This window comes from Vibrio owensii, from assembly GCF_002021755.1.
Classification (GTDB): domain Bacteria; phylum Pseudomonadota; class Gammaproteobacteria; order Enterobacterales; family Vibrionaceae; genus Vibrio; species Vibrio owensii.
Window position 1 is genome coordinate 2,137,140 of the sequence record NZ_CP019959.1, and the last position, 16,208, is coordinate 2,153,347.

The window sequence follows — 16,208 nt, forward strand, 5'->3', positions numbered from 1 at the left end:
GCTGGCAAACGCCAAAGGCGAGCTTAAGACTCTCCAGAGCGTGTTGACTGACTGGCACTTATGCCACAGATACCGTCACAGGTTGATGGCCGCTCGTTCGTGATTCTGGACAGCTTTAGGGCTGTGAACGAGCGGTCAACTTCCTCTTACCCCTAACTCTACATTTCATAACAAGGAGTCGTTATGACGCCCGATGTGTTATTTGAATCGCTATGGCAAGACTACATTCAACGTCTTTGCCCTTCCGCTGCTAAAGTCCATCAACTTCTTCAAGAAGATGAGCCTCTGATTAATGATCATATTGCGCTACGTACGTTTAATGTCGCTCCCCTAGGCATTGAAACGTTAGCGAAGCCTTTCCTAGCGGTGGGTTACAAAGCCTGTGGTGACTACGTATTTGAAAGCAAAAAACTGGTGGCAAAACATTTTGAGCACCCAGATCCGAAACAACCAAAAGTCTTCATCAGTGAATTGAAAGTGGATGAGTGCTCACCAGAGCTACAAGCCATCGTTCATAAACTGGTAGAGCAGGTTGATGCTTCTAAACTGACAGGCAGTGACTTCTTGTACGGCGGACGTTTGTGGGACCTCAGTTATGCTGACTTCCAAACTTTGGCGAAAGAGAGTGAATACGCTTCTTGGCTTGCTGCGCACGGTTACGGAGCGAACCACTTCACAGTGAGTGTGAATCAACTCAATCAGCATGAAGAAGTAAAGCAAGTGAACGACCACCTACGTACAGTAGGCTTCACCATCAACGAGAATGGCGGTGAAGTAAAAGGTACGCCAGAGGTGCTACTAGAGCAATCATCGACCATGGCAGACAAAGTACCAGTGACCTTTACTGAAGGCGTTGAGGTTATTCCTGGAGGCTTCTACGAGTTTGCTAAGCGCTACCCAATGGATAACGGTGAGTTGTACCCAGGATTTGTAGCGGCATCGGCAGATAAGATCTTCGAGAGTACCAACGGGTAGAAAGAATCGAGAACGTGCTACGCACTAGAGATGCGGGAACGCTTCGCTTCGAGAGGTTTGCACTCTGGAGTGTTGAACGTTTCTGCTTCGAAGGTTGGAGTTTGTTGGGATATCAGAACGGGTTATGACCTGTGGATTCGGAAACGCTTCGCTGCGGGAGGTTTTAACTCTCGGAATCTGAGAGGGCTTTATCTCGTAGGACGAAGTCCGCGCTCGGAACACAGTGTTCCCAATTCTCGGCTCTTTGCTTTCCGTTCCCGATTCCAAAAAACAAAAAAGCCACCAAACTTACATTTGGTGGCTTTTAAATTTTTTAAACGTTAATCGAGATTAACGAGTCCCGTAAACAACGATAGTTTTACCGTGCGCAGAAATTAGGTTCTGCTCTTCTAGCATCTTCAAGATACGACCTACTGTCTCACGAGAACAGCCAACGATTTGACCGATTTCTTGACGAGTGATCTTGATTTGCATGCCGTCTGGGTGCGTCATCGCATCTGGCTGTTTAGCAAGGTTCAGAAGAGTCTGAGCGATACGACCAGTTACGTCTAGGAACGCTAGGTCACCCACTTTTTGGCTAGTAACTTGTAGACGACGAGCCATTTGCGCAGAAAGGCGCATTAGGATGTCTGGGTTAACTTGGATAAGTTGACGGAATTTCTTGAAAGAAATCTCAGCCACTTCACAAGGAGATTTAGCGCGAACCCAAGCTGTACGCTCTTGGTCTTCTTCGAATAGACCAAGTTCACCAATGAAGTCGCCCTGGTTTAGGTAAGAAAGGATCATTTCCTTACCTTCTTCGTCTTTGATAAGAACCGCAACAGAACCTTTAACGATGTAGTACAAAGTCTCTGCTTTTTCGCCCGCGTGAATTAGCGTGCTTTTTGATGGGTACTTATGAATATGACAGTGTGAAAGAAACCACTCTAATGTTGGGTCGGTTTGAGGTTTACCTAGAACCATAATATCTCACTTCCTCTGCAGGGTACGCTTGCGCTATCCATATTTTAGCTAAGCCTGAATTGGCCTACTAGAATAAGAGCACTTTTTATATGCTGCAAGCTCTCTTGTGTTTCGGTTAGAAATAGTATCCTTTTTCGAAAACGATTTCTTGATTTTAATCGTGCCATGATTGAGATTTTGTAAGCAAAACTGTGCACATGATCACGGTATGAAAAGTAAACACTCCAGTAGGGAGGTTTTTAGCCAATTTTCCCTGTTTCGATGAGTTGTTGCAGAATCGGCCTTACTATGAGCTCCATTGCAAAGCTCATCTTGCCGCCAGGAACCACAATGGTGTTATGGCGAGACATGAATGAGCCATCAATCATCGCCAGCAAATACGGGAAGTCGACATTCTTGATACCGCGTAGGCGGATCACCACAAAACTTTCATCCAAACTTGGAATGCCTTTGGCGTTAAGTGGGTTAGAAGTATCGACGGTCGGTACGCGCTGGAAGTTGATATGTGTACGAGAAAATTGCGGGGTAATGTAGTTTAGGTAATCGTCCATTGAGCGCACGATTGAATCCATCACCGCTTCTCTTGAGTGACCACGATCGCGTGTGTCACGAACGAACTTTTGAATCCACTCCAAGTTCACAATCGGTACCATACCAATTAGAAAATCGACGTGACGCGCCACATTGACATCGCCATCTACCACGCCACCATGTAAACCTTCGTAGAACAGCACATCGCTGTTTTCTGGCAGATCTTGCCAAGGTGTAAAGGTGCCCGGCATTTGGTTGTATGGAACGGCTTCATCAAAAGTGTGCAGATAGCGGCGCACGCTGCCAGTGCCATCTTCACCGAACTTGCGGAAGAACTCTTCTAGCCCCGGAAAGTCATTGGCTTGTGGGCCAAAGTAGCTGATGTGTTTGCCTTGCTCACGCGCTTTGCGGATTTCGACATCCATCTCTGGACGTGTAAAGCGGTGGAAGCTGTCACCTTCAACCCACGCTGGTTTGACGTTCATCATATTGAACATCTTACGGAAGGCTTCAGAAGTGGTGGTTGTGCCGGCACCGGACGAACCAGTAACCGCAATGATTGGGTGTTTCGCTGACATGACAAACCTTGTCGAAAATTACTTACCTGTAAAGTGCAGCACACGTATGCTGCACGGTCGATAACCCACTATAGCACGTAACAAGCCCTTGTCATCGAGTGGGATACGGTAAAATGTGAAGGGTCTAAAACTTTGCTTTTAGTTGGATATCAACCGTTTCATGAAGCTCAGAAAATACGATGACCGCTTCGCCTTTCTCTAATTGGGATTTGACCTGATCGATTTTACTTTGCAGTGAAACTTCGACTGAGCCGTAGTCGGTGCCTTCACGTAGCACGAATTCGCGGATCAGGTTTTCTAGTGTCTCTGGCGCAATGTCTTGCCATGGAATGATCATAAATACCTCAAACTTTTATGATGTTTAGTACGTGCAGAAGCCTTATGTCTGGCACGCCCAGTAGTTTACTGTGTTCGCGGTACGGATACAGCAGAAAGGTAGTCTGCGGCGATACTTTCGTAATATGAAGGCAAGGCTTCTTCCAACCAGAACTTAGGTTTTAATGCTGTGCCTGTCAGGAAACCAACGTGACCACCGTGCTCATAAAGTCGGTAATCGATATTGTCTGGCAACACGAATTTTGGGATCACCTCTTCGGTCATAAACGGATCGTCTTTGGCGTGGATGATCAAGGTTGGCAAGGTGATCTGTTGCAACTTGCTTAAACCTGAACACTGATCGTAATAATCTTGCGCGTCTTTAAAACCATGCAGAGGGGCAGTGATCAAGTCATCAAATTCATATAAGCGAGTCACGCGTTTGATCGAGTTATACGACAAGGCGAGTTCACCTTGGATTAAGTCGTGCTTTTGCAGTGCATTGCGTTTGAGTGAAGAGAGCAAGTAACGTCGGTAAACTTTCGAGAAGCCCTGCTCAATACGATTGGCACATGCTGCCAAGTCCAGTGGTGCAGAGACAATGGTTGCGGCACTTAATATTGGGTCGTCTTTATACTCAGCCAAGTAGTTCGCCAGCATGTTACCGCCAAGGGAAATGCCGACCGCAACTTTAGGGTTGTTAGGGAATTGCTGATTGAGTTGCTGAAGAAAGAAACGAGCATCCGTCACTTCGCCAGAATGATAGGCGCGGGCTTTCTTGTTCGGTTTACCGCTGCAACCGCGAAAGTGCATCATGACCGACAGCCAACCCGATTTAGAGAAAGCGTTCATCAAACCGTTCGCATACGGGCTATAGAAGCAGCCCTCCAAGCCATGGAATAGGACGAAGATAGGTTTGTTGCGTGCGGCTTCTGAATCTGGCTGTTGTGACCATGCCAAATCGAGGAAGTCACCATCCGGTGTATCGAGTGTTTGCCAAATAGGCGTAAACAACGCTTTTTTGCGGATAAAGCGCGGTAATAGCGTCTGAAGATGCGGGTTCTTAATCCCGGCGGCTGCGAAAAATTGTGTCATACCTAACTGCTCTTATATGGTCCTTCAATGTTCGCTGAAGAACTTATTAATATAATCCTTTATAGCTTTAGTATAGATATTTTACTGGTTTATGACGGATTTATGGATGGTGAATGTTCGGAACGGGAATTGAGAACGCCTGTTGCAAATGCTCTCCACCTAGTTGGCGGCAGTATCTCAGCGTCAGTGGGTCACCATCGTTTTTGACTAATTGAAGTGAGTTAACACAGTCAACTAAGTCTGATTGCTGCTGTTTTTCGAGCTGCAATTCGAACTGTAATGCTTCACGATAAAGTGCGTCGTTGACTTGAGCTTTGAGGTGGCGACGAAGTTCGCGGAAAGAGTGAAGTAGGGTTTCGCTTCGACCAAGACAGCCTTGAACTAAATGCCAATCTTGTTCTTGGAAAATCACCTGCTGCTCATCGAGCCATCTGAGCAGCAGTAATAGGTTCACGTTGCCATGGTAGTTGTTTTGCAATGATAAGCACGCTTCCTTCACTTCTCGCACACCATAAAATTGCAGACTGAACTGCCAAAGGTGTTCTAGGGTAAGAGTGTATTCTGCGTGCTCGTTTGTCATTGATTAAACTCTAGTTCCATCTGCTCGAGTGTTTCTTGGGCAGACATCCATTCCATTTCTACTTCTTCAAGCTCTGCTTTGCTAGAAGCTTGAAGCGCCAACACTTCGTTAAGTTTAGCCTTGTTTTCGGCTTCATACAGCGAGTTAGCCGCTAATTGCTCTTCTGCTTTCGCTAGAGCTTCACCTAACTTATCCATTTTGTTTTCTAACTGTGTCAGCGTTTTGCGAATTGGTGCGGTCTGCTTACGAAATTCTGCTTCGCGTCGCTTTTGCTCTTTTTTCGCCGCTGCACTGTTGGCGTTATCTTTAACTGGCTGAGCCGCTTGTGCTTCTTTACGCTCGGCTTTTTGTTGCTCGGTCAACCACTTGTAGTAATCGTTCAAGTCACCGTCGAATGGTGCGACTTGGCGATCGTGCACAAGGTACAAATCATCTGTGGTTGCACGCAATAGGTAGCGGTCGTGCGAAACAATCACCATCGCACCTTCGAATGTTTGCAGTGCCATGGTCAGCGCTTGGCGCATGTCCAAGTCCAAGTGGTTGGTCGGTTCATCGAGTAGCAACAGGTTTGGCTTCTGCCACACAATCAATGCCAGTACCAAACGTGCTTTTTCACCACCAGAAAACGGTGCGACTTTCTCAAGCGCTTTATCACCTTGGAAACCAAAGCTACCTAGATAATCACGTAGCTGCTGCTCGGTTTGATCTGGTGCGATTTGCATCATGTGCTGCAGCGGTGTTTCTTCTGGGTGCAGTGTTTCTAGTTGGTGCTGAGCGAAGTAACCGATCTTCACGCCTTGCGAGTAAGTTAGATCGCCGCCTTGCGCTTTTAGCTCACCAGACAGCAATTTGATCAAGGTTGATTTACCCGCGCCGTTTCGGCCAAGTAGACCAATACGGCTGCCCGGAACAAGGTTAAGGCGGATCTTTTCTAGGATCAGGTTGTCACCGTAGCCTGCCGACACTTCATCCATCATCATGATTGGGTTTGGCAGCGCTGCAGGATCGCGGAACTGGAAACTAAATGGGTTATCGAACTGAGCTGGTAGTACCTTCTCCATACGCTCCAGCGCTTTAATACGGCTTTGTGCTTGGCGCGCTTTCGATGCTTTGTAACGGAAGCGGTCAATGTAGCTTTGCATGTGCGACATCTGTTTCTGTTGCTTCTCAAACATCGCTTGTTGCAGCACCATTTTTTGTGCGCGTTGGTTTTCGAATGACGAGTAGTTACCCGTGTATTCGTTCAACTGCTGGTTCTCGATGTGAATGATGCGACCAACGATCGGGTCCAAGAAGTCACGGTCGTGCGAGATCAGAATCAATGTGCCAGGGTAGTTTTGTAGCCAACGCTCTAACCACATTACCGCGTCCAAATCCAAGTGGTTGGTTGGTTCGTCGAGTAGCAGTAGATCAGAACGACACAATAGAGCTTGAGCCAAGTTAAGGCGCATACGCCAACCACCCGAGAACTGGGTCAGGTTCCAGCTCATTTGCTCTTGGCTAAAGCCCAGACCGTCAAGCAGTTCGGCAGCGCGAGCGCGAATGCTGTAACCGCCAATGGTTTCAATCTTGCCGTGGATCTCCGCAACCAGTGTGCCGTTGTCTTTCTCTTCGGCGATCGCCAGTTGTGCTTCAAGATCACGGAACTCACGATCACCATCAATAACGTATTCAATTGCGCTGCGATCTAGTGCAGGGGTTTCTTGTGCTACCCATGCCAACTCCCAATGCTGCGGCTGACTAAATGAGCCCGCATCAATCGACAATTCGTCTTTCAGTAGTGCGAACAGAGTCGATTTACCACAGCCATTTTTACCAACCAGACCCACTTTGTCGCCTGGGTGAATGGTTGCAGAAGCTTGGTCTAAAAGAGGTTTACCGCCACGCAGTAACTGAATATCAGAGAAGGTAATCATAGAGTTTTAATTCACTTTGCGCAGTGCGCGTTTCTTGGTCGTTGATCTCGCGATGAATAGTAGGGGTATTGGCGGGAAAAGTCGATCTCTGAGCTTTAATTGCATTATGCTATACAAAAAAGTATAACAATCTGATAACGATAATTTTTACTAGGAAATCAACACAAGGACGACCATTTGGCTGTTGCAGCGTCTATTCCCCCAAGAGTTCTGGTTATTTATGCTCACCCAGAGCCGCGAAACTCCATTGCTAATCAAGTGATGATTAAAAAAATCGAATCGCTTGATCATGTCACGGTGCACGATCTTTATGGTGCATACCCTGATTTCTTTATCGATGTTAACTATGAACACCAGTTGTTGGCGGAACATGATGTGATCGTTTTTCATCATCCCCTCTATATGTATTCCTGCCCAGCATTGCTAAAAGAGTGGATGGATCGTGTGTTAGGCAAAGGTTTTGCGTTTGGCGATGGTTGTGCATTAGAGGGTAAGTATTGGCGCAGCGTCATTACCACCGGAGGGAAAGAAGATGCGTTTAGTCCTATGGGCTACAACAAGTACCCACTTGAGCAAATTCTGCAACCGTTCGAGTTGACCGCGGCACTATGTCAAATGCACTGGATGGAACCTTTAGTGTTGTATTGGTCGCGTAATGTCTCGGATATCGAACGTTATCAGCATGCAGAGCAGTATCGTCAATGGCTCAATCATCCCCTGAGAGAGTGGGGAGAGCAAGGAGGCCAACATGGCGATGACCAGTGAGTTTCTTCAAAGTAGCGTCGTTTTTCTTTCTGCCGCCGTTGTTGCCGTACCGATTGCTCAGCGACTTGGTTTGGGATCGGTACTCGGTTACCTGATTGCAGGTGTTTTAATTGGCCCTTGGGGGCTGGGGTTAATCAGTGATGTGGACGCGATTCTCCACTTCGCCGAACTCGGGGTGGTGTTGCTGCTGTTCTTAATTGGCTTGGAACTGAACCCCAAAAAATTATGGCAAATGCGTGGGCCGATACTCGGCTTAGGTGGCGCTCAAGTCATCGTGACCACGGCAGTAATCGGCAGTATCGTCAGCTTGTTTGGATTGAGCATGCAAGTCAGCCTCGTCATTGGTATGGGTTTGGCACTCTCGTCGACGGCAATTGCACTAAAAGTGATAGAAGAGCAGGGGCAAGCCGGCACCGAAACCGGACAATCTGGTTTTGCTGTGTTGCTATTCCAAGATATTGCCGTCATTCCGATGCTCGCCATGTTGCCATTACTCGCTGGTGGTCAAAGTGGTGGCGATTGGTTAGATGCCATTTGGGTACTAGGCAGTGTGGTTGCGTTATTAGTGGGCGGCCATTTCCTTTTACGTCCACTGTTCCGTTTTGTGGTAATGAGTGGTGTGCGTGAACTCTTCACCGTTGCCGCTCTTCTCGTGGTACTTGGTATCTCTGTTGCGATGCAGAAACTGGGGTTATCGATGGCACTTGGCACTTTCCTTGCGGGCGTGTTACTGGCAGAAAGTGAATACCGTCATGAGCTAGAAATCGCGATTGAACCTTTTAAAGGTCTGCTGCTTGGCTTGTTCTTTATTGCGGTTGGTATGGCGGTGAATTTGGGCTTATTAGCACTTCAACCGTTTGCGATTATTAGTGCCGTGATTGCTCTTGTTGTCGTCAAAGGTTTGGTGCTGTATGTCTTAGCTCGCACTGCTCGAGTCCGTGCTAAATCGCGTAGTCGTATGGCGGCGATTTTGAGCCAAGGTGGTGAGTTTGCGTTTGTGATTTTCACCGCTGCAAGCCAAGAAGGGATCTTAACCAAAGAGCAAGTTTCCTTCTTATTGGTTGTGGTGAGTTTGTCGATGGTGACGACACCACTATTGCTCATGGGACAGAAAAAATGGTTTGCTCATACGCTGAACCAAGAAGAAGAGAGTGTGGCCAGCAATGTTGTTGATCGTCGACCTCGAGTGATCATCGCAGGCTTTGGCCGTTTTGGTCAGATTGTCGGACGCTTGATGTACGCCAACAAGATCAAAGTAACGGTACTAGAAAGTGACGCGAGCCAAATCCACTTGCTGCGTAAATACGGCTATAAGGTGTTTTATGGTGATGCGACTCAGATTGATTTGTTACGTGCCGCAGGTGCAGACAAGGCGGAAGCGCTGGTTATCTGTACCGACTCACCAGATGAGGTCATGGCGATTGTTGACATTTGCCGTGAATACTTCCCGAAATTAAAAATCCTCGCCCGTGCTCGCAGCCGTGTGGAAGCGTATCAGTTGATGAATCACGGCGTGCAGAACTACTCGCGTGAAACCTTTTTAGGCGCCTTAGATCTAGGTCGCCAAGCGCTCGTAGAATTAGGCATGCACCCGTATCAAGCAAAGCGGGCAGAAGCACATTTTCGTAAGTTAGATAATGCTATGCTCAAGGACTTGTTACCTCAGCATAATGAGGACAAAGAACTTGCTCAACGCTCGAAAGAAGCACGTAAAGAACTAGAAGAAATCTTTGGTCGCGAAATGGAAAGTGACCAACAGTCGCCAAATCATTGGAAGTAGTACCCGCGCAGCATCAAGCGGGAAAAGGAATAAAAGTGAAAGCCAAGAAACGTTTTATCGCGGGTGCAAGCTGCCCGAAATGCAGCCAGCAGGATACCCTACGCTGGTGGATCGAGAACAACATCGAACTGGTTGAGTGTGTTGACTGTGATTTTACCGAGCAGCGTAAACCGCAATCTGTAGAAAAAAATAAACACTCAGAACAAGAAATGATTGGGATTTTTAAGCCTGAGTAATTGAACTTCGTTAATTGATCCCCATAATACTACCATCTCGGTACTTAACCCCATTCTGGTTAGGTCAATTAATCTCCCTGGAGTTAGTATGAAAATTGAAAAGAACGTTGTTGCAAGCCTTGCATACAAAGTAATGTTGGAAGACGGTGTTGTTGTTGATCAATCAACAGCTGACGCGCCTCTTGATTACCTACACGGTCACAACAACCTGATCACTGGTCTTGAAAACGAACTAGAAGGCAAAGTGGCTGGCGACAAGTTCTCAGTAACAGTAGCTCCTGAAGATGCGTACGGCGACCACAACGATGCACTAGTGCAACGTGTTCCTGCAGACGTATTCCAAGGCGTTGACCAAATCGAAGTTGGCATGCGTTTCCTAGCAGATACTGACCAAGGTCCAATCCCTGTAGAAGTAACTGAAGTAGACGGCGACGAAGTTGTTGTAGATGGCAACCACATGCTAGCTGGCCAAACTCTAACTTTCGAAGTAGAAGTAATGGCTACTCGTGAAGCAACAGCTGAAGAGATCGAGCACGGTCACATCCACCAAGGTGGTGGCTGCTGTGGCGGTGACGACAAAGAAGGCGGCTGCTGTGGTGGCGAAGAGAAAGGCGACGACCACGAATGTTGTGGCGGCGGCGGTTGCGGTTCTCACTAATCGCACGCTCTTCACTAGATAACGTAATCTAGAAAAGCTTTGAAAAGCGCAAGTTGAGGTTTCAACTTGCGCTTTTTGTTTATCTAAGGTGTAGTGCAAATCATACAAGGAATAACAGTTGGACAAAGTGATGACGAAACCCTTCTCGATTGCGATTCATGGTGGTGCGGGCACTATCTTACGTGAACAGATGAGCGATGAACTGCAGCAATCCATCTTGACGGATTTAGAAGCTGCGGTAAAAGCGGGACATCAAATTCTAGAAAAAGGCGGCGAAGCGTTGGATGCTGTGGTTGCTGCGGTTAAAGTTCTTGAAGACTCCCCTAATTTCAATGCAGGAAAAGGCTCGGTTCTTACCCATAATGAAATGGTAGAAATGGACGCCTCCGTAATGGATGGTAGAAACCAAGCGGCAGGTGCTGTTGCCGGTGTTCGTCATATTAAGAACCCCATCGAGCTCGCTCGTGATGTAATGAAAAACAGCAACCATGTGCTGTTAGTCGGCGAGGGCGCTGAGAAATTTGCTTTCGAACAAGGCCATGAGTACACCGAGCAAGATTACTTCTTCACTGATCGTCGTTATGAACAACTGATTTCTATGCGTGAGAAAGGCTTGTTTGCTCTTTCCGAGTCCCGTTACCCAGATGATCGTAAACACGGTACCGTCGGCGCTGTGGCATTGGATCAACACGGTAACTTAGCGGCAGCGACCAGTACTGGCGGTGTGACCAACAAGAAATACGGACGAGTGGGAGATTCCGCTCTGATTGGTTGTGGCACGGTGGCAGAGAACGGCGTTGTTGCGGTTTCCACTACAGGTGTCGGTGAGTTCTTTATTCGTAAACGAGTGGCGGAAGATGTCGCAGCCCGCATGCGTTACTTGCAAGAAAACGTCCATACTGCTTGTGAACATATCATCCAAGGTGAACTTAAAGAGATGGGCGGAGAGGGCGGTCTAATCGCTATCGATGCACAAGGTGAGTTGCACTTTGCGATGAACAGTTCTGGTATGTACCGAGCAGGGATCAACACTCAAGGTGAGTTGAGCGTAAACATTTACTCGGACGAGTAGCGATTCGCTTCTTAAAGACAACAAAGCCCAGATAAGAGTCTGGGCTTTGTGTTATTTACTGCACTGGGATTCGGATGAATCAGTAGTGCGGTGGCGGTGTTTCTTCTGATGGATCGGCCAAATTCGACGAATCCATATTCTTCACTTTACCTACCACGTATTTCATCTGATCGAGCATCTTGGTGATTTGCAGTTGCTGCTGTGACAAGGCACCGTTCAGATCTTCAATCGTCTGTTCTTGGAACGCAAGCTGACATTCTAAGTCATTAATGCGTGCTTCCAATTGCTGAATGATTTTCTCTGTCATGATCCGTTCTCTAGCTGCCAAGCTTGGGCAATGCCCGCAGAAGTGGCAGTAATTACACGTTGCTTGGAATCAAAGGCTGCATCATACACGACCGCACGAGGAGGGCGAGTATCTTTTTTCGGCTCGACTTCAAATCTATCCACTCGTTTACCCGTGCGAGTATCCCATACCATCACGCGCCCTGAAGGCGTTCCTGTAACCAATAAGCTGCCATCGTCTGAGAATCGTGCCGTCGAGAAGATCAACTGACGAGACCAACTGCTAAGCTGAGTGACTTCTTCACCCGTCTCTAAATTCCAGATAATGGCTTGGTTGCCACCGTCTGAAGTCATGGCCAGTTTTCCATCTCTCTGCAAGGCAACTCGAACAACGCGCTGGTCGTGTTCAAAGGTACGCAATACTAGCCCGGTTTCGGTATCCCACAGATACGCTTTGTAGTCATTACCACCCGTTAAGGCGAAGCGACCGTTGGGCGAGATAGCGACAGAATTGACTTTTTCTTGGTGTGCAAGGAACTCTAGCCTGCGACCAGTGACTAAGTTGACGTGAATTGCTTTACCGTTGGACAAGCCAAGCAACACTTGTTCTCCGTTACTGGTGATATCAACGTCTCGAATCAGCGCGTCATCGATAGACCAAAGTCCTTCGGCTTGAGTCCATCCGAGATCCCATACAGCGAAGTTCATTTGGCTCGCTGTGACTGCATAACGACCATTGTCCGAAATGCGAATATGGGAGACCACATTGGCGGCTTGATCGAGTTCACCCAGCTTTGCGAGCTGTTTGTTTTGCTCCAAATCCCAAAGAACCAACTGGTGTTCTTTGGAGTACAGCAGTGCGAATCGGCCATCTCGACTGAGCGCAAAGCTGGTGGAACCTTGTGGTTCGAGTGACCAACGTTGAACATCGCGATCGGTAAAAAAGCATCCATTTAACGTGGTGATGACAATTAAATATAGGAATAAATGAGAAATTCTTTGCATCACATCTAATAATCCGGTTTGTGTCTTAAGACATATAGCTAGTATATTGGTATAACGATTGTCTTCACTAGTCTCATAGAAGATTTGTGCACAACAACCAGTGGCTAAGCCATTATTGGGAGAATTTAATGAAATCAGTTTTAAAAGTGTCGCTACTTGCTGCAACAGTAATGCTAGCGGTAGGTTGTCAAAAAGAAGAAACAAAACCAGAAGCAGCACCTCAAGCAGAACAAGTTCAAGCAGAGACTGGTAAAGCAGTTCACTTTAAAAACGACGATGACAAAGCGGCTTACGCGATCGGTGTTTCATTTGCTAACTACCTAAGCACTAGCATTGAGAAACCAAGCGAGATTGGCATCGACCTAAACAAAGACCTAGTTCTTAAAGGTATCGAAGACGTATTTAAAGACAAAGCAGCGCTAAACGAAGAAGAAACTCGTGCAGCTCTAGAATCTCTAGACAAGCGCGTTGCTGAAACTATGCAAAAGCAAGCGGCTGAAAAAGCAGCTGAAGCGAAGAAAGCTGGCGATGACTTCCGTGCAGAGTTCGAGAAGCAAGAAGGCGTAGTGAAGACAGATTCTGGTCTTCTGTACCAAGTAGAGACTCCAGCTGAAGGCGAGAAGCCAAAAGACACTGATACTGTTCAAGTACATTACAAAGGTACTCTGATCGACGGTACTCAGTTCGACAGCTCATACGATCGTGGCGAACCAGCAACATTCCCACTAAACCGCGTAATCCCAGGTTGGACTGAAGGTGTTCAGCTAATGCCTGTGGGTTCTAAGTTCAAATTCGTTATCCCGCCAGAGCTAGCATACGGTGATCAAGACACACCAAGCATCCCTGCTAACTCAACGCTAGTATTCGAAGTTGAGCTACTAAAAATTGAGAACGACAACGCTGCTCAATAATTACAGTTAGCGATAACTTGATGAAAAAAGGTCCGTTTTACGGACCTTTTTTGTTCTAGGTCACTAGTTGGTGAGTTTGCTAGGTTGCCTTTCAAATTTTCTGATAAACTTACACCAATTTGTTGATTTTTCGCTCGAAGGCTTATGACAACTACAGAAACAATAAATGCGGAAATGTTGCTCGAAATGGAATCTGTCAACGTGATGCCATTTACCGAGCACGATAAAATCATCTTGAGATCTTACGAAGCGGTCGTGGACGGCATTGCCAGTCTGATCGGTCCTTTCTGTGAAATCGTTCTTCACTCACTCGAAGATCTCAATACCTCTGCAATCAAAATCGCTAACGGCGAGAACACTGGTCGTCAGGTGGGCTCTCCTATCACAGATTTAGCGCTTAAGATGTTGAAAGACATCGAAGGCTCTGAGCGTAACTTCTCGCGTTCGTACTTTACCCGCGCAAAAGGCGGCGTATTGATGAAGTCGATCACCGTTGCTATTCGTAACGGCGAAAACCGCGTGATTGGTCTGCTTTGTATCAACGTCAACCTTGATGCGCCTTTCTCTCAAGTGCTGCAATCGTTCATGCCAACGCAAGAAGCGAAAGAAGCGGCGTCTTCTGTTAACTTCGCAAGTGATGTTGAAGAGCTCGTAGACCAAACGGTTGAGCGCACGATTGAAGAGATCAACGCCGATAAATCTGTATCGAACAACACCAAAAACCGTCAGATCGTGATGGAGTTGTACGACAAAGGTATCTTCGACATCAAAGACGCTATCAACCGCGTCGCAGACCGTCTGAACATTTCTAAACACACCGTTTACCTATACATTCGTCAGCGTAAAACTGAGGACGAATAAGCGTGAGTGGATTAACTTACACGCTGGTCGTGAACGGCCCAGTTTACGGCAGTCAATCGGCACGCAGCGCATACCAATTCGCACAAGCGGTAATTGAACAAGGACATACTCTGGTGAGTGTGTTCTTTTACCAAGATGGCGTCACCAATGGTACGGCTCTGAGCGTGCCTGCCAACGACGAGTTTGACCTAACCAAAGCATGGCAATCACTCGCACAGCAGCACGATGTTCGTTTGGAAACGTGCGTGGCAGCGGCATTGCGTCGCGGTATCATCAGTGAAGATGAAGCGAATCAACATGGTCTTGAGCAGAACAACCTAGCTACAGGGTTCGAGCAAGCCGGTTTGGGGAGCTTAGCCGAAGCCATGTTAACCCAAGATAGAGTGGTGCAGTTTTGAGTCAGCTAACTTACCTATTTCGTAGCGCACCTCATGGTAGTAATGCAGGACGTGAAGGTGTGGATGCGCTGCTAGCGGCATCTGCGTACTGTGAAGATATCACCGTTCTATTTGTTGGCGATGGTGTGTATCAGTTACTTCTTGGACAAGAGCCTAATGGCATTTTAAGCAAAGACTACGCACCAATGCTGAAGTTGTTCGACTTGTACGACATTGAGCAAGTGTTTGTTTGTGCTGATTCGCTTGCCGAGCGTGGCGTGGCTCAAGCCGATTTAGTCATTGATGCAGAGGCTCTAAATACTGAGCAACTAAAAGCTAAACTGCAACAAGCGGGCAAACTGCTGTCATTCTGAGGAAGCCATGTTACATATCATCAAATCCGTAGCTGCGTTAGACGATGCAATGGCACTGTACAGTGAGCAAGATGATGTCTTGTTGATTGAAGATGCCGTGTACGCTGCGAACCCTCAGCATAAGGCGTTCAGCAAGGCAAAAGGTCCATCAGTGTTTGCGCTGCAAAGCGATATTGAAGCCCGTGGTATGAGCAATCGTATCAGCCCATCTATTGAGGTGATTGGCTATGCTGGCTTTGTTGAACTAACAGCAAAACAAGCCAAATCTCTGACTTGGGATTAACCCTTCTTTCCTGTCGATTGAGCTTTACGGACTAATTACCCTAATTGAACAAAAAAGATCCGTATATTTCTTGACACACCTCTCACTGCTGCATAGAATTTTGCGTCCCTAACTGCCAACCGCTGTTAGGGATAGATTTTTCACAAAGCTTACTTTCAAGTAAATCAGGAGCTAGTTAATGGCAACTATTAACCAGTTGGTACGTAAGCCACGTGCAAAGCAAGTTGTTAAAAGCAACGTGCCTGCACTAGAAGCGTGCCCACAAAAACGTGGTGTATGTACTCGTGTTTACACTACTACACCTAAAAAACCTAACTCAGCACTTCGTAAAGTTTGTCGTGTACGTCTGACAAACGGCTTCGAAGTTACATCGTACATCGGCGGTGAAGGTCACAACCTTCAAGAGCACAGTGTTGTACTAATCCGTGGCGGTCGTGTAAAAGACCTTCCGGGTGTACGTTACCACACTGTTCGCGGTGCACTTGACTGTGCTGGCGTTAACGACCGTAAACAAGGTCGTTCTAAGTACGGTGTGAAGCGTCCTAAGTCTTAATGGATTCCGTTAAGTAAGGCCAAACACTAAATTATTTTTAATTTTTTGAAAAAACTGAAAAGTTTTGGATAAAACCTGAAGAAGACAACGGAGAA

At 47.0% G+C, this 16,208-nt stretch carries 20 protein-coding genes; 12 read left to right on the top strand and 8 right to left on the bottom strand.

Features of this window, described 5'->3' with window-relative positions:
• Positions 1-183 precede the first annotated feature (183 nt).
• Positions 184-975, top strand: coding sequence for a DUF1338 domain-containing protein (locus A9237_RS09750; RefSeq protein WP_038892627.1), 792 nt, complete (start codon positions 184-186; stop codon positions 973-975).
• Between the two features lie 330 nt (positions 976-1,305).
• Here A9237_RS09750 and crp read toward each other — a convergent pair whose 3' ends face one another.
• The 6 genes from crp to A9237_RS09780 form a co-directional block, all read right to left on the bottom strand.
• Positions 1,306-1,938: a cAMP-activated global transcriptional regulator CRP gene (gene crp, locus A9237_RS09755; RefSeq protein ID WP_005381432.1), complete on the bottom strand. Its 633-nt coding sequence runs from the start codon at positions 1,936-1,938 to the stop codon at positions 1,306-1,308.
• 239 nt (positions 1,939-2,177) lie between these two features.
• The gene (locus A9237_RS09760; protein WP_005438358.1) at positions 2,178-3,047 is read right to left on the bottom strand and encodes a phosphoribulokinase; all 870 of its coding nucleotides are present in this window, start codon (positions 3,045-3,047) and stop codon (positions 2,178-2,180) included.
• Between the two features lie 124 nt (positions 3,048-3,171).
• Positions 3,172-3,384, bottom strand: coding sequence for a YheU family protein (locus tag A9237_RS09765; RefSeq protein WP_005432763.1), 213 nt, complete (start codon positions 3,382-3,384; stop codon positions 3,172-3,174).
• Positions 3,385-3,449: 65 nt separating this feature from the next.
• The gene (locus tag A9237_RS09770) at positions 3,450-4,457 is read right to left on the bottom strand and encodes a hydrolase (protein ID WP_078608095.1); all 1,008 of its coding nucleotides are present in this window, start codon (positions 4,455-4,457) and stop codon (positions 3,450-3,452) included.
• Positions 4,458-4,557: 100 nt separating this feature from the next.
• On the bottom strand, positions 4,558-5,037 hold the full coding sequence (locus tag A9237_RS09775) for a TIGR02444 family protein (RefSeq protein WP_078608096.1): 480 nt from the start codon (positions 5,035-5,037) through the stop codon (positions 4,558-4,560).
• The gene (locus A9237_RS09780) at positions 5,034-6,953 is read right to left on the bottom strand and encodes an ABC transporter ATP-binding protein (protein WP_078608097.1); all 1,920 of its coding nucleotides are present in this window, start codon (positions 6,951-6,953) and stop codon (positions 5,034-5,036) included. The genes A9237_RS09775 and A9237_RS09780 overlap by 4 nt, the downstream gene beginning before the upstream one ends.
• Positions 6,954-7,130: 177 nt before the next feature.
• On the opposite strand from A9237_RS09780, the gene kefG reads away from it, so the two are divergent.
• The 5 genes from kefG to A9237_RS09805 all read left to right on the top strand — a co-directional run bounded on the left by kefG (position 7,131) and on the right by A9237_RS09805 (position 11,464).
• Positions 7,131-7,718, top strand: coding sequence for a glutathione-regulated potassium-efflux system ancillary protein KefG (gene kefG / locus A9237_RS09785; protein ID WP_078608098.1), 588 nt, complete (start codon positions 7,131-7,133; stop codon positions 7,716-7,718).
• Positions 7,702-9,498 (top strand): glutathione-regulated potassium-efflux system protein KefB, encoded by a 1,797-nt coding sequence (kefB, locus tag A9237_RS09790; RefSeq protein WP_078608099.1) that lies wholly within the window; start codon positions 7,702-7,704, stop codon positions 9,496-9,498. The genes kefG and kefB overlap by 17 nt, the downstream gene beginning before the upstream one ends.
• Before the next feature lie 35 nt (positions 9,499-9,533).
• Positions 9,534-9,734 carry a YheV family putative zinc ribbon protein gene (locus A9237_RS09795; RefSeq protein ID WP_033005797.1) on the top strand — a complete coding sequence of 67 codons (201 nt, stop codon included), beginning with the start codon at positions 9,534-9,536 and terminating at the stop codon, positions 9,732-9,734.
• Positions 9,735-9,822: 88 nt separating this feature from the next.
• On the top strand, positions 9,823-10,392 hold the full coding sequence (gene slyD, locus A9237_RS09800; RefSeq protein ID WP_005438368.1) for a peptidylprolyl isomerase: 570 nt from the start codon (positions 9,823-9,825) through the stop codon (positions 10,390-10,392).
• A 130-nt stretch (positions 10,393-10,522) separates the two neighbouring features.
• Positions 10,523-11,464, top strand: a complete 942-nt coding sequence (locus A9237_RS09805) for an isoaspartyl peptidase/L-asparaginase family protein (protein ID WP_041060913.1) — start codon at positions 10,523-10,525, stop codon at positions 11,462-11,464.
• Between the two features lie 79 nt (positions 11,465-11,543).
• Here the strand turns inward: A9237_RS09805 and A9237_RS09810 are convergent, their stop codons facing one another.
• Both A9237_RS09810 and A9237_RS09815 read right to left on the bottom strand, forming a co-directional pair.
• Positions 11,544-11,771 carry a SlyX family protein gene (locus tag A9237_RS09810; RefSeq protein ID WP_005381455.1) on the bottom strand — a complete coding sequence of 76 codons (228 nt, stop codon included), beginning with the start codon at positions 11,769-11,771 and terminating at the stop codon, positions 11,544-11,546.
• Positions 11,768-12,754, bottom strand: a complete 987-nt coding sequence (locus A9237_RS09815; RefSeq protein WP_078608100.1) for a WD40 repeat domain-containing protein — start codon at positions 12,752-12,754, stop codon at positions 11,768-11,770. Before A9237_RS09815 ends, A9237_RS09810 begins: the two co-directional genes overlap by 4 nt.
• A 128-nt stretch (positions 12,755-12,882) precedes the next feature.
• Between A9237_RS09815 and fkpA the strand changes: the two genes are divergently transcribed.
• The 6 genes from fkpA to rpsL all read left to right on the top strand — a co-directional run bounded on the left by fkpA (position 12,883) and on the right by rpsL (position 16,113).
• Positions 12,883-13,665, top strand: a complete 783-nt coding sequence (gene fkpA / locus A9237_RS09820) for an FKBP-type peptidyl-prolyl cis-trans isomerase (RefSeq protein ID WP_009705500.1) — start codon at positions 12,883-12,885, stop codon at positions 13,663-13,665.
• Between the two features lie 144 nt (positions 13,666-13,809).
• Positions 13,810-14,526, top strand: coding sequence for a helix-turn-helix transcriptional regulator (locus A9237_RS09825; RefSeq protein WP_005438378.1), 717 nt, complete (start codon positions 13,810-13,812; stop codon positions 14,524-14,526).
• Positions 14,527-14,528: 2 nt separating this feature from the next.
• Complete coding sequence (gene tusD / locus A9237_RS09830) at positions 14,529-14,924, top strand: sulfurtransferase complex subunit TusD (protein WP_005438379.1); 396 nt, start codon at positions 14,529-14,531, stop codon at positions 14,922-14,924.
• Entirely contained in the window at positions 14,921-15,277 is a 357-nt protein-coding gene (gene tusC, locus A9237_RS09835; protein ID WP_061010692.1) for a sulfurtransferase complex subunit TusC, read from the top strand. The genes tusD and tusC overlap by 4 nt, the downstream gene beginning before the upstream one ends.
• Positions 15,278-15,284: 7 nt before the next feature.
• Positions 15,285-15,560, top strand: a complete 276-nt coding sequence (tusB, locus tag A9237_RS09840; RefSeq protein ID WP_078608101.1) for a sulfurtransferase complex subunit TusB — start codon at positions 15,285-15,287, stop codon at positions 15,558-15,560.
• A gap of 178 nt (positions 15,561-15,738) precedes the next feature.
• Positions 15,739-16,113: a 30S ribosomal protein S12 gene (rpsL, locus tag A9237_RS09845; RefSeq protein ID WP_004399892.1), complete on the top strand. Its 375-nt coding sequence runs from the start codon at positions 15,739-15,741 to the stop codon at positions 16,111-16,113.
• Positions 16,114-16,208: the final 95 nt, after the last annotated feature.

What these genes read in the sequence shown, in the direction of transcription:
- A9237_RS09750 (WP_038892627.1), top strand. Translation starts at nt 184, where the DNA reads ATGACGCCCGATGTGTTATTTGAATCGCTATGGCAAGACTACATTCAA.
- crp (WP_005381432.1), bottom strand. Translation starts at nt 1,938, where the DNA reads ATGGTTCTAGGTAAACCTCAAACCGACCCAACATTAGAGTGGTTTCTT.
- A9237_RS09760 (WP_005438358.1), bottom strand. Translation starts at nt 3,047, where the DNA reads ATGTCAGCGAAACACCCAATCATTGCGGTTACTGGTTCGTCCGGTGCC.
- A9237_RS09765 (WP_005432763.1), bottom strand. Translation starts at nt 3,384, where the DNA reads ATGATCATTCCATGGCAAGACATTGCGCCAGAGACACTAGAAAACCTG.
- A9237_RS09770 (WP_078608095.1), bottom strand. Translation starts at nt 4,457, where the DNA reads ATGACACAATTTTTCGCAGCCGCCGGGATTAAGAACCCGCATCTTCAG.
- A9237_RS09775 (WP_078608096.1), bottom strand. Translation starts at nt 5,037, where the DNA reads ATGACAAACGAGCACGCAGAATACACTCTTACCCTAGAACACCTTTGG.
- A9237_RS09780 (WP_078608097.1), bottom strand. Translation starts at nt 6,953, where the DNA reads ATGATTACCTTCTCTGATATTCAGTTACTGCGTGGCGGTAAACCTCTT.
- kefB (WP_078608099.1), top strand. Translation starts at nt 7,702, where the DNA reads ATGGCGATGACCAGTGAGTTTCTTCAAAGTAGCGTCGTTTTTCTTTCT.
- slyD (WP_005438368.1), top strand. Translation starts at nt 9,823, where the DNA reads ATGAAAATTGAAAAGAACGTTGTTGCAAGCCTTGCATACAAAGTAATG.
- A9237_RS09805 (WP_041060913.1), top strand. Translation starts at nt 10,523, where the DNA reads ATGACGAAACCCTTCTCGATTGCGATTCATGGTGGTGCGGGCACTATC.
- A9237_RS09810 (WP_005381455.1), bottom strand. Translation starts at nt 11,771, where the DNA reads ATGACAGAGAAAATCATTCAGCAATTGGAAGCACGCATTAATGACTTA.
- A9237_RS09815 (WP_078608100.1), bottom strand. Translation starts at nt 12,754, where the DNA reads ATGCAAAGAATTTCTCATTTATTCCTATATTTAATTGTCATCACCACG.
- fkpA (WP_009705500.1), top strand. Translation starts at nt 12,883, where the DNA reads ATGAAATCAGTTTTAAAAGTGTCGCTACTTGCTGCAACAGTAATGCTA.
- A9237_RS09825 (WP_005438378.1), top strand. Translation starts at nt 13,810, where the DNA reads ATGACAACTACAGAAACAATAAATGCGGAAATGTTGCTCGAAATGGAA.
- tusB (WP_078608101.1), top strand. Translation starts at nt 15,285, where the DNA reads ATGTTACATATCATCAAATCCGTAGCTGCGTTAGACGATGCAATGGCA.
- rpsL (WP_004399892.1), top strand. Translation starts at nt 15,739, where the DNA reads ATGGCAACTATTAACCAGTTGGTACGTAAGCCACGTGCAAAGCAAGTT.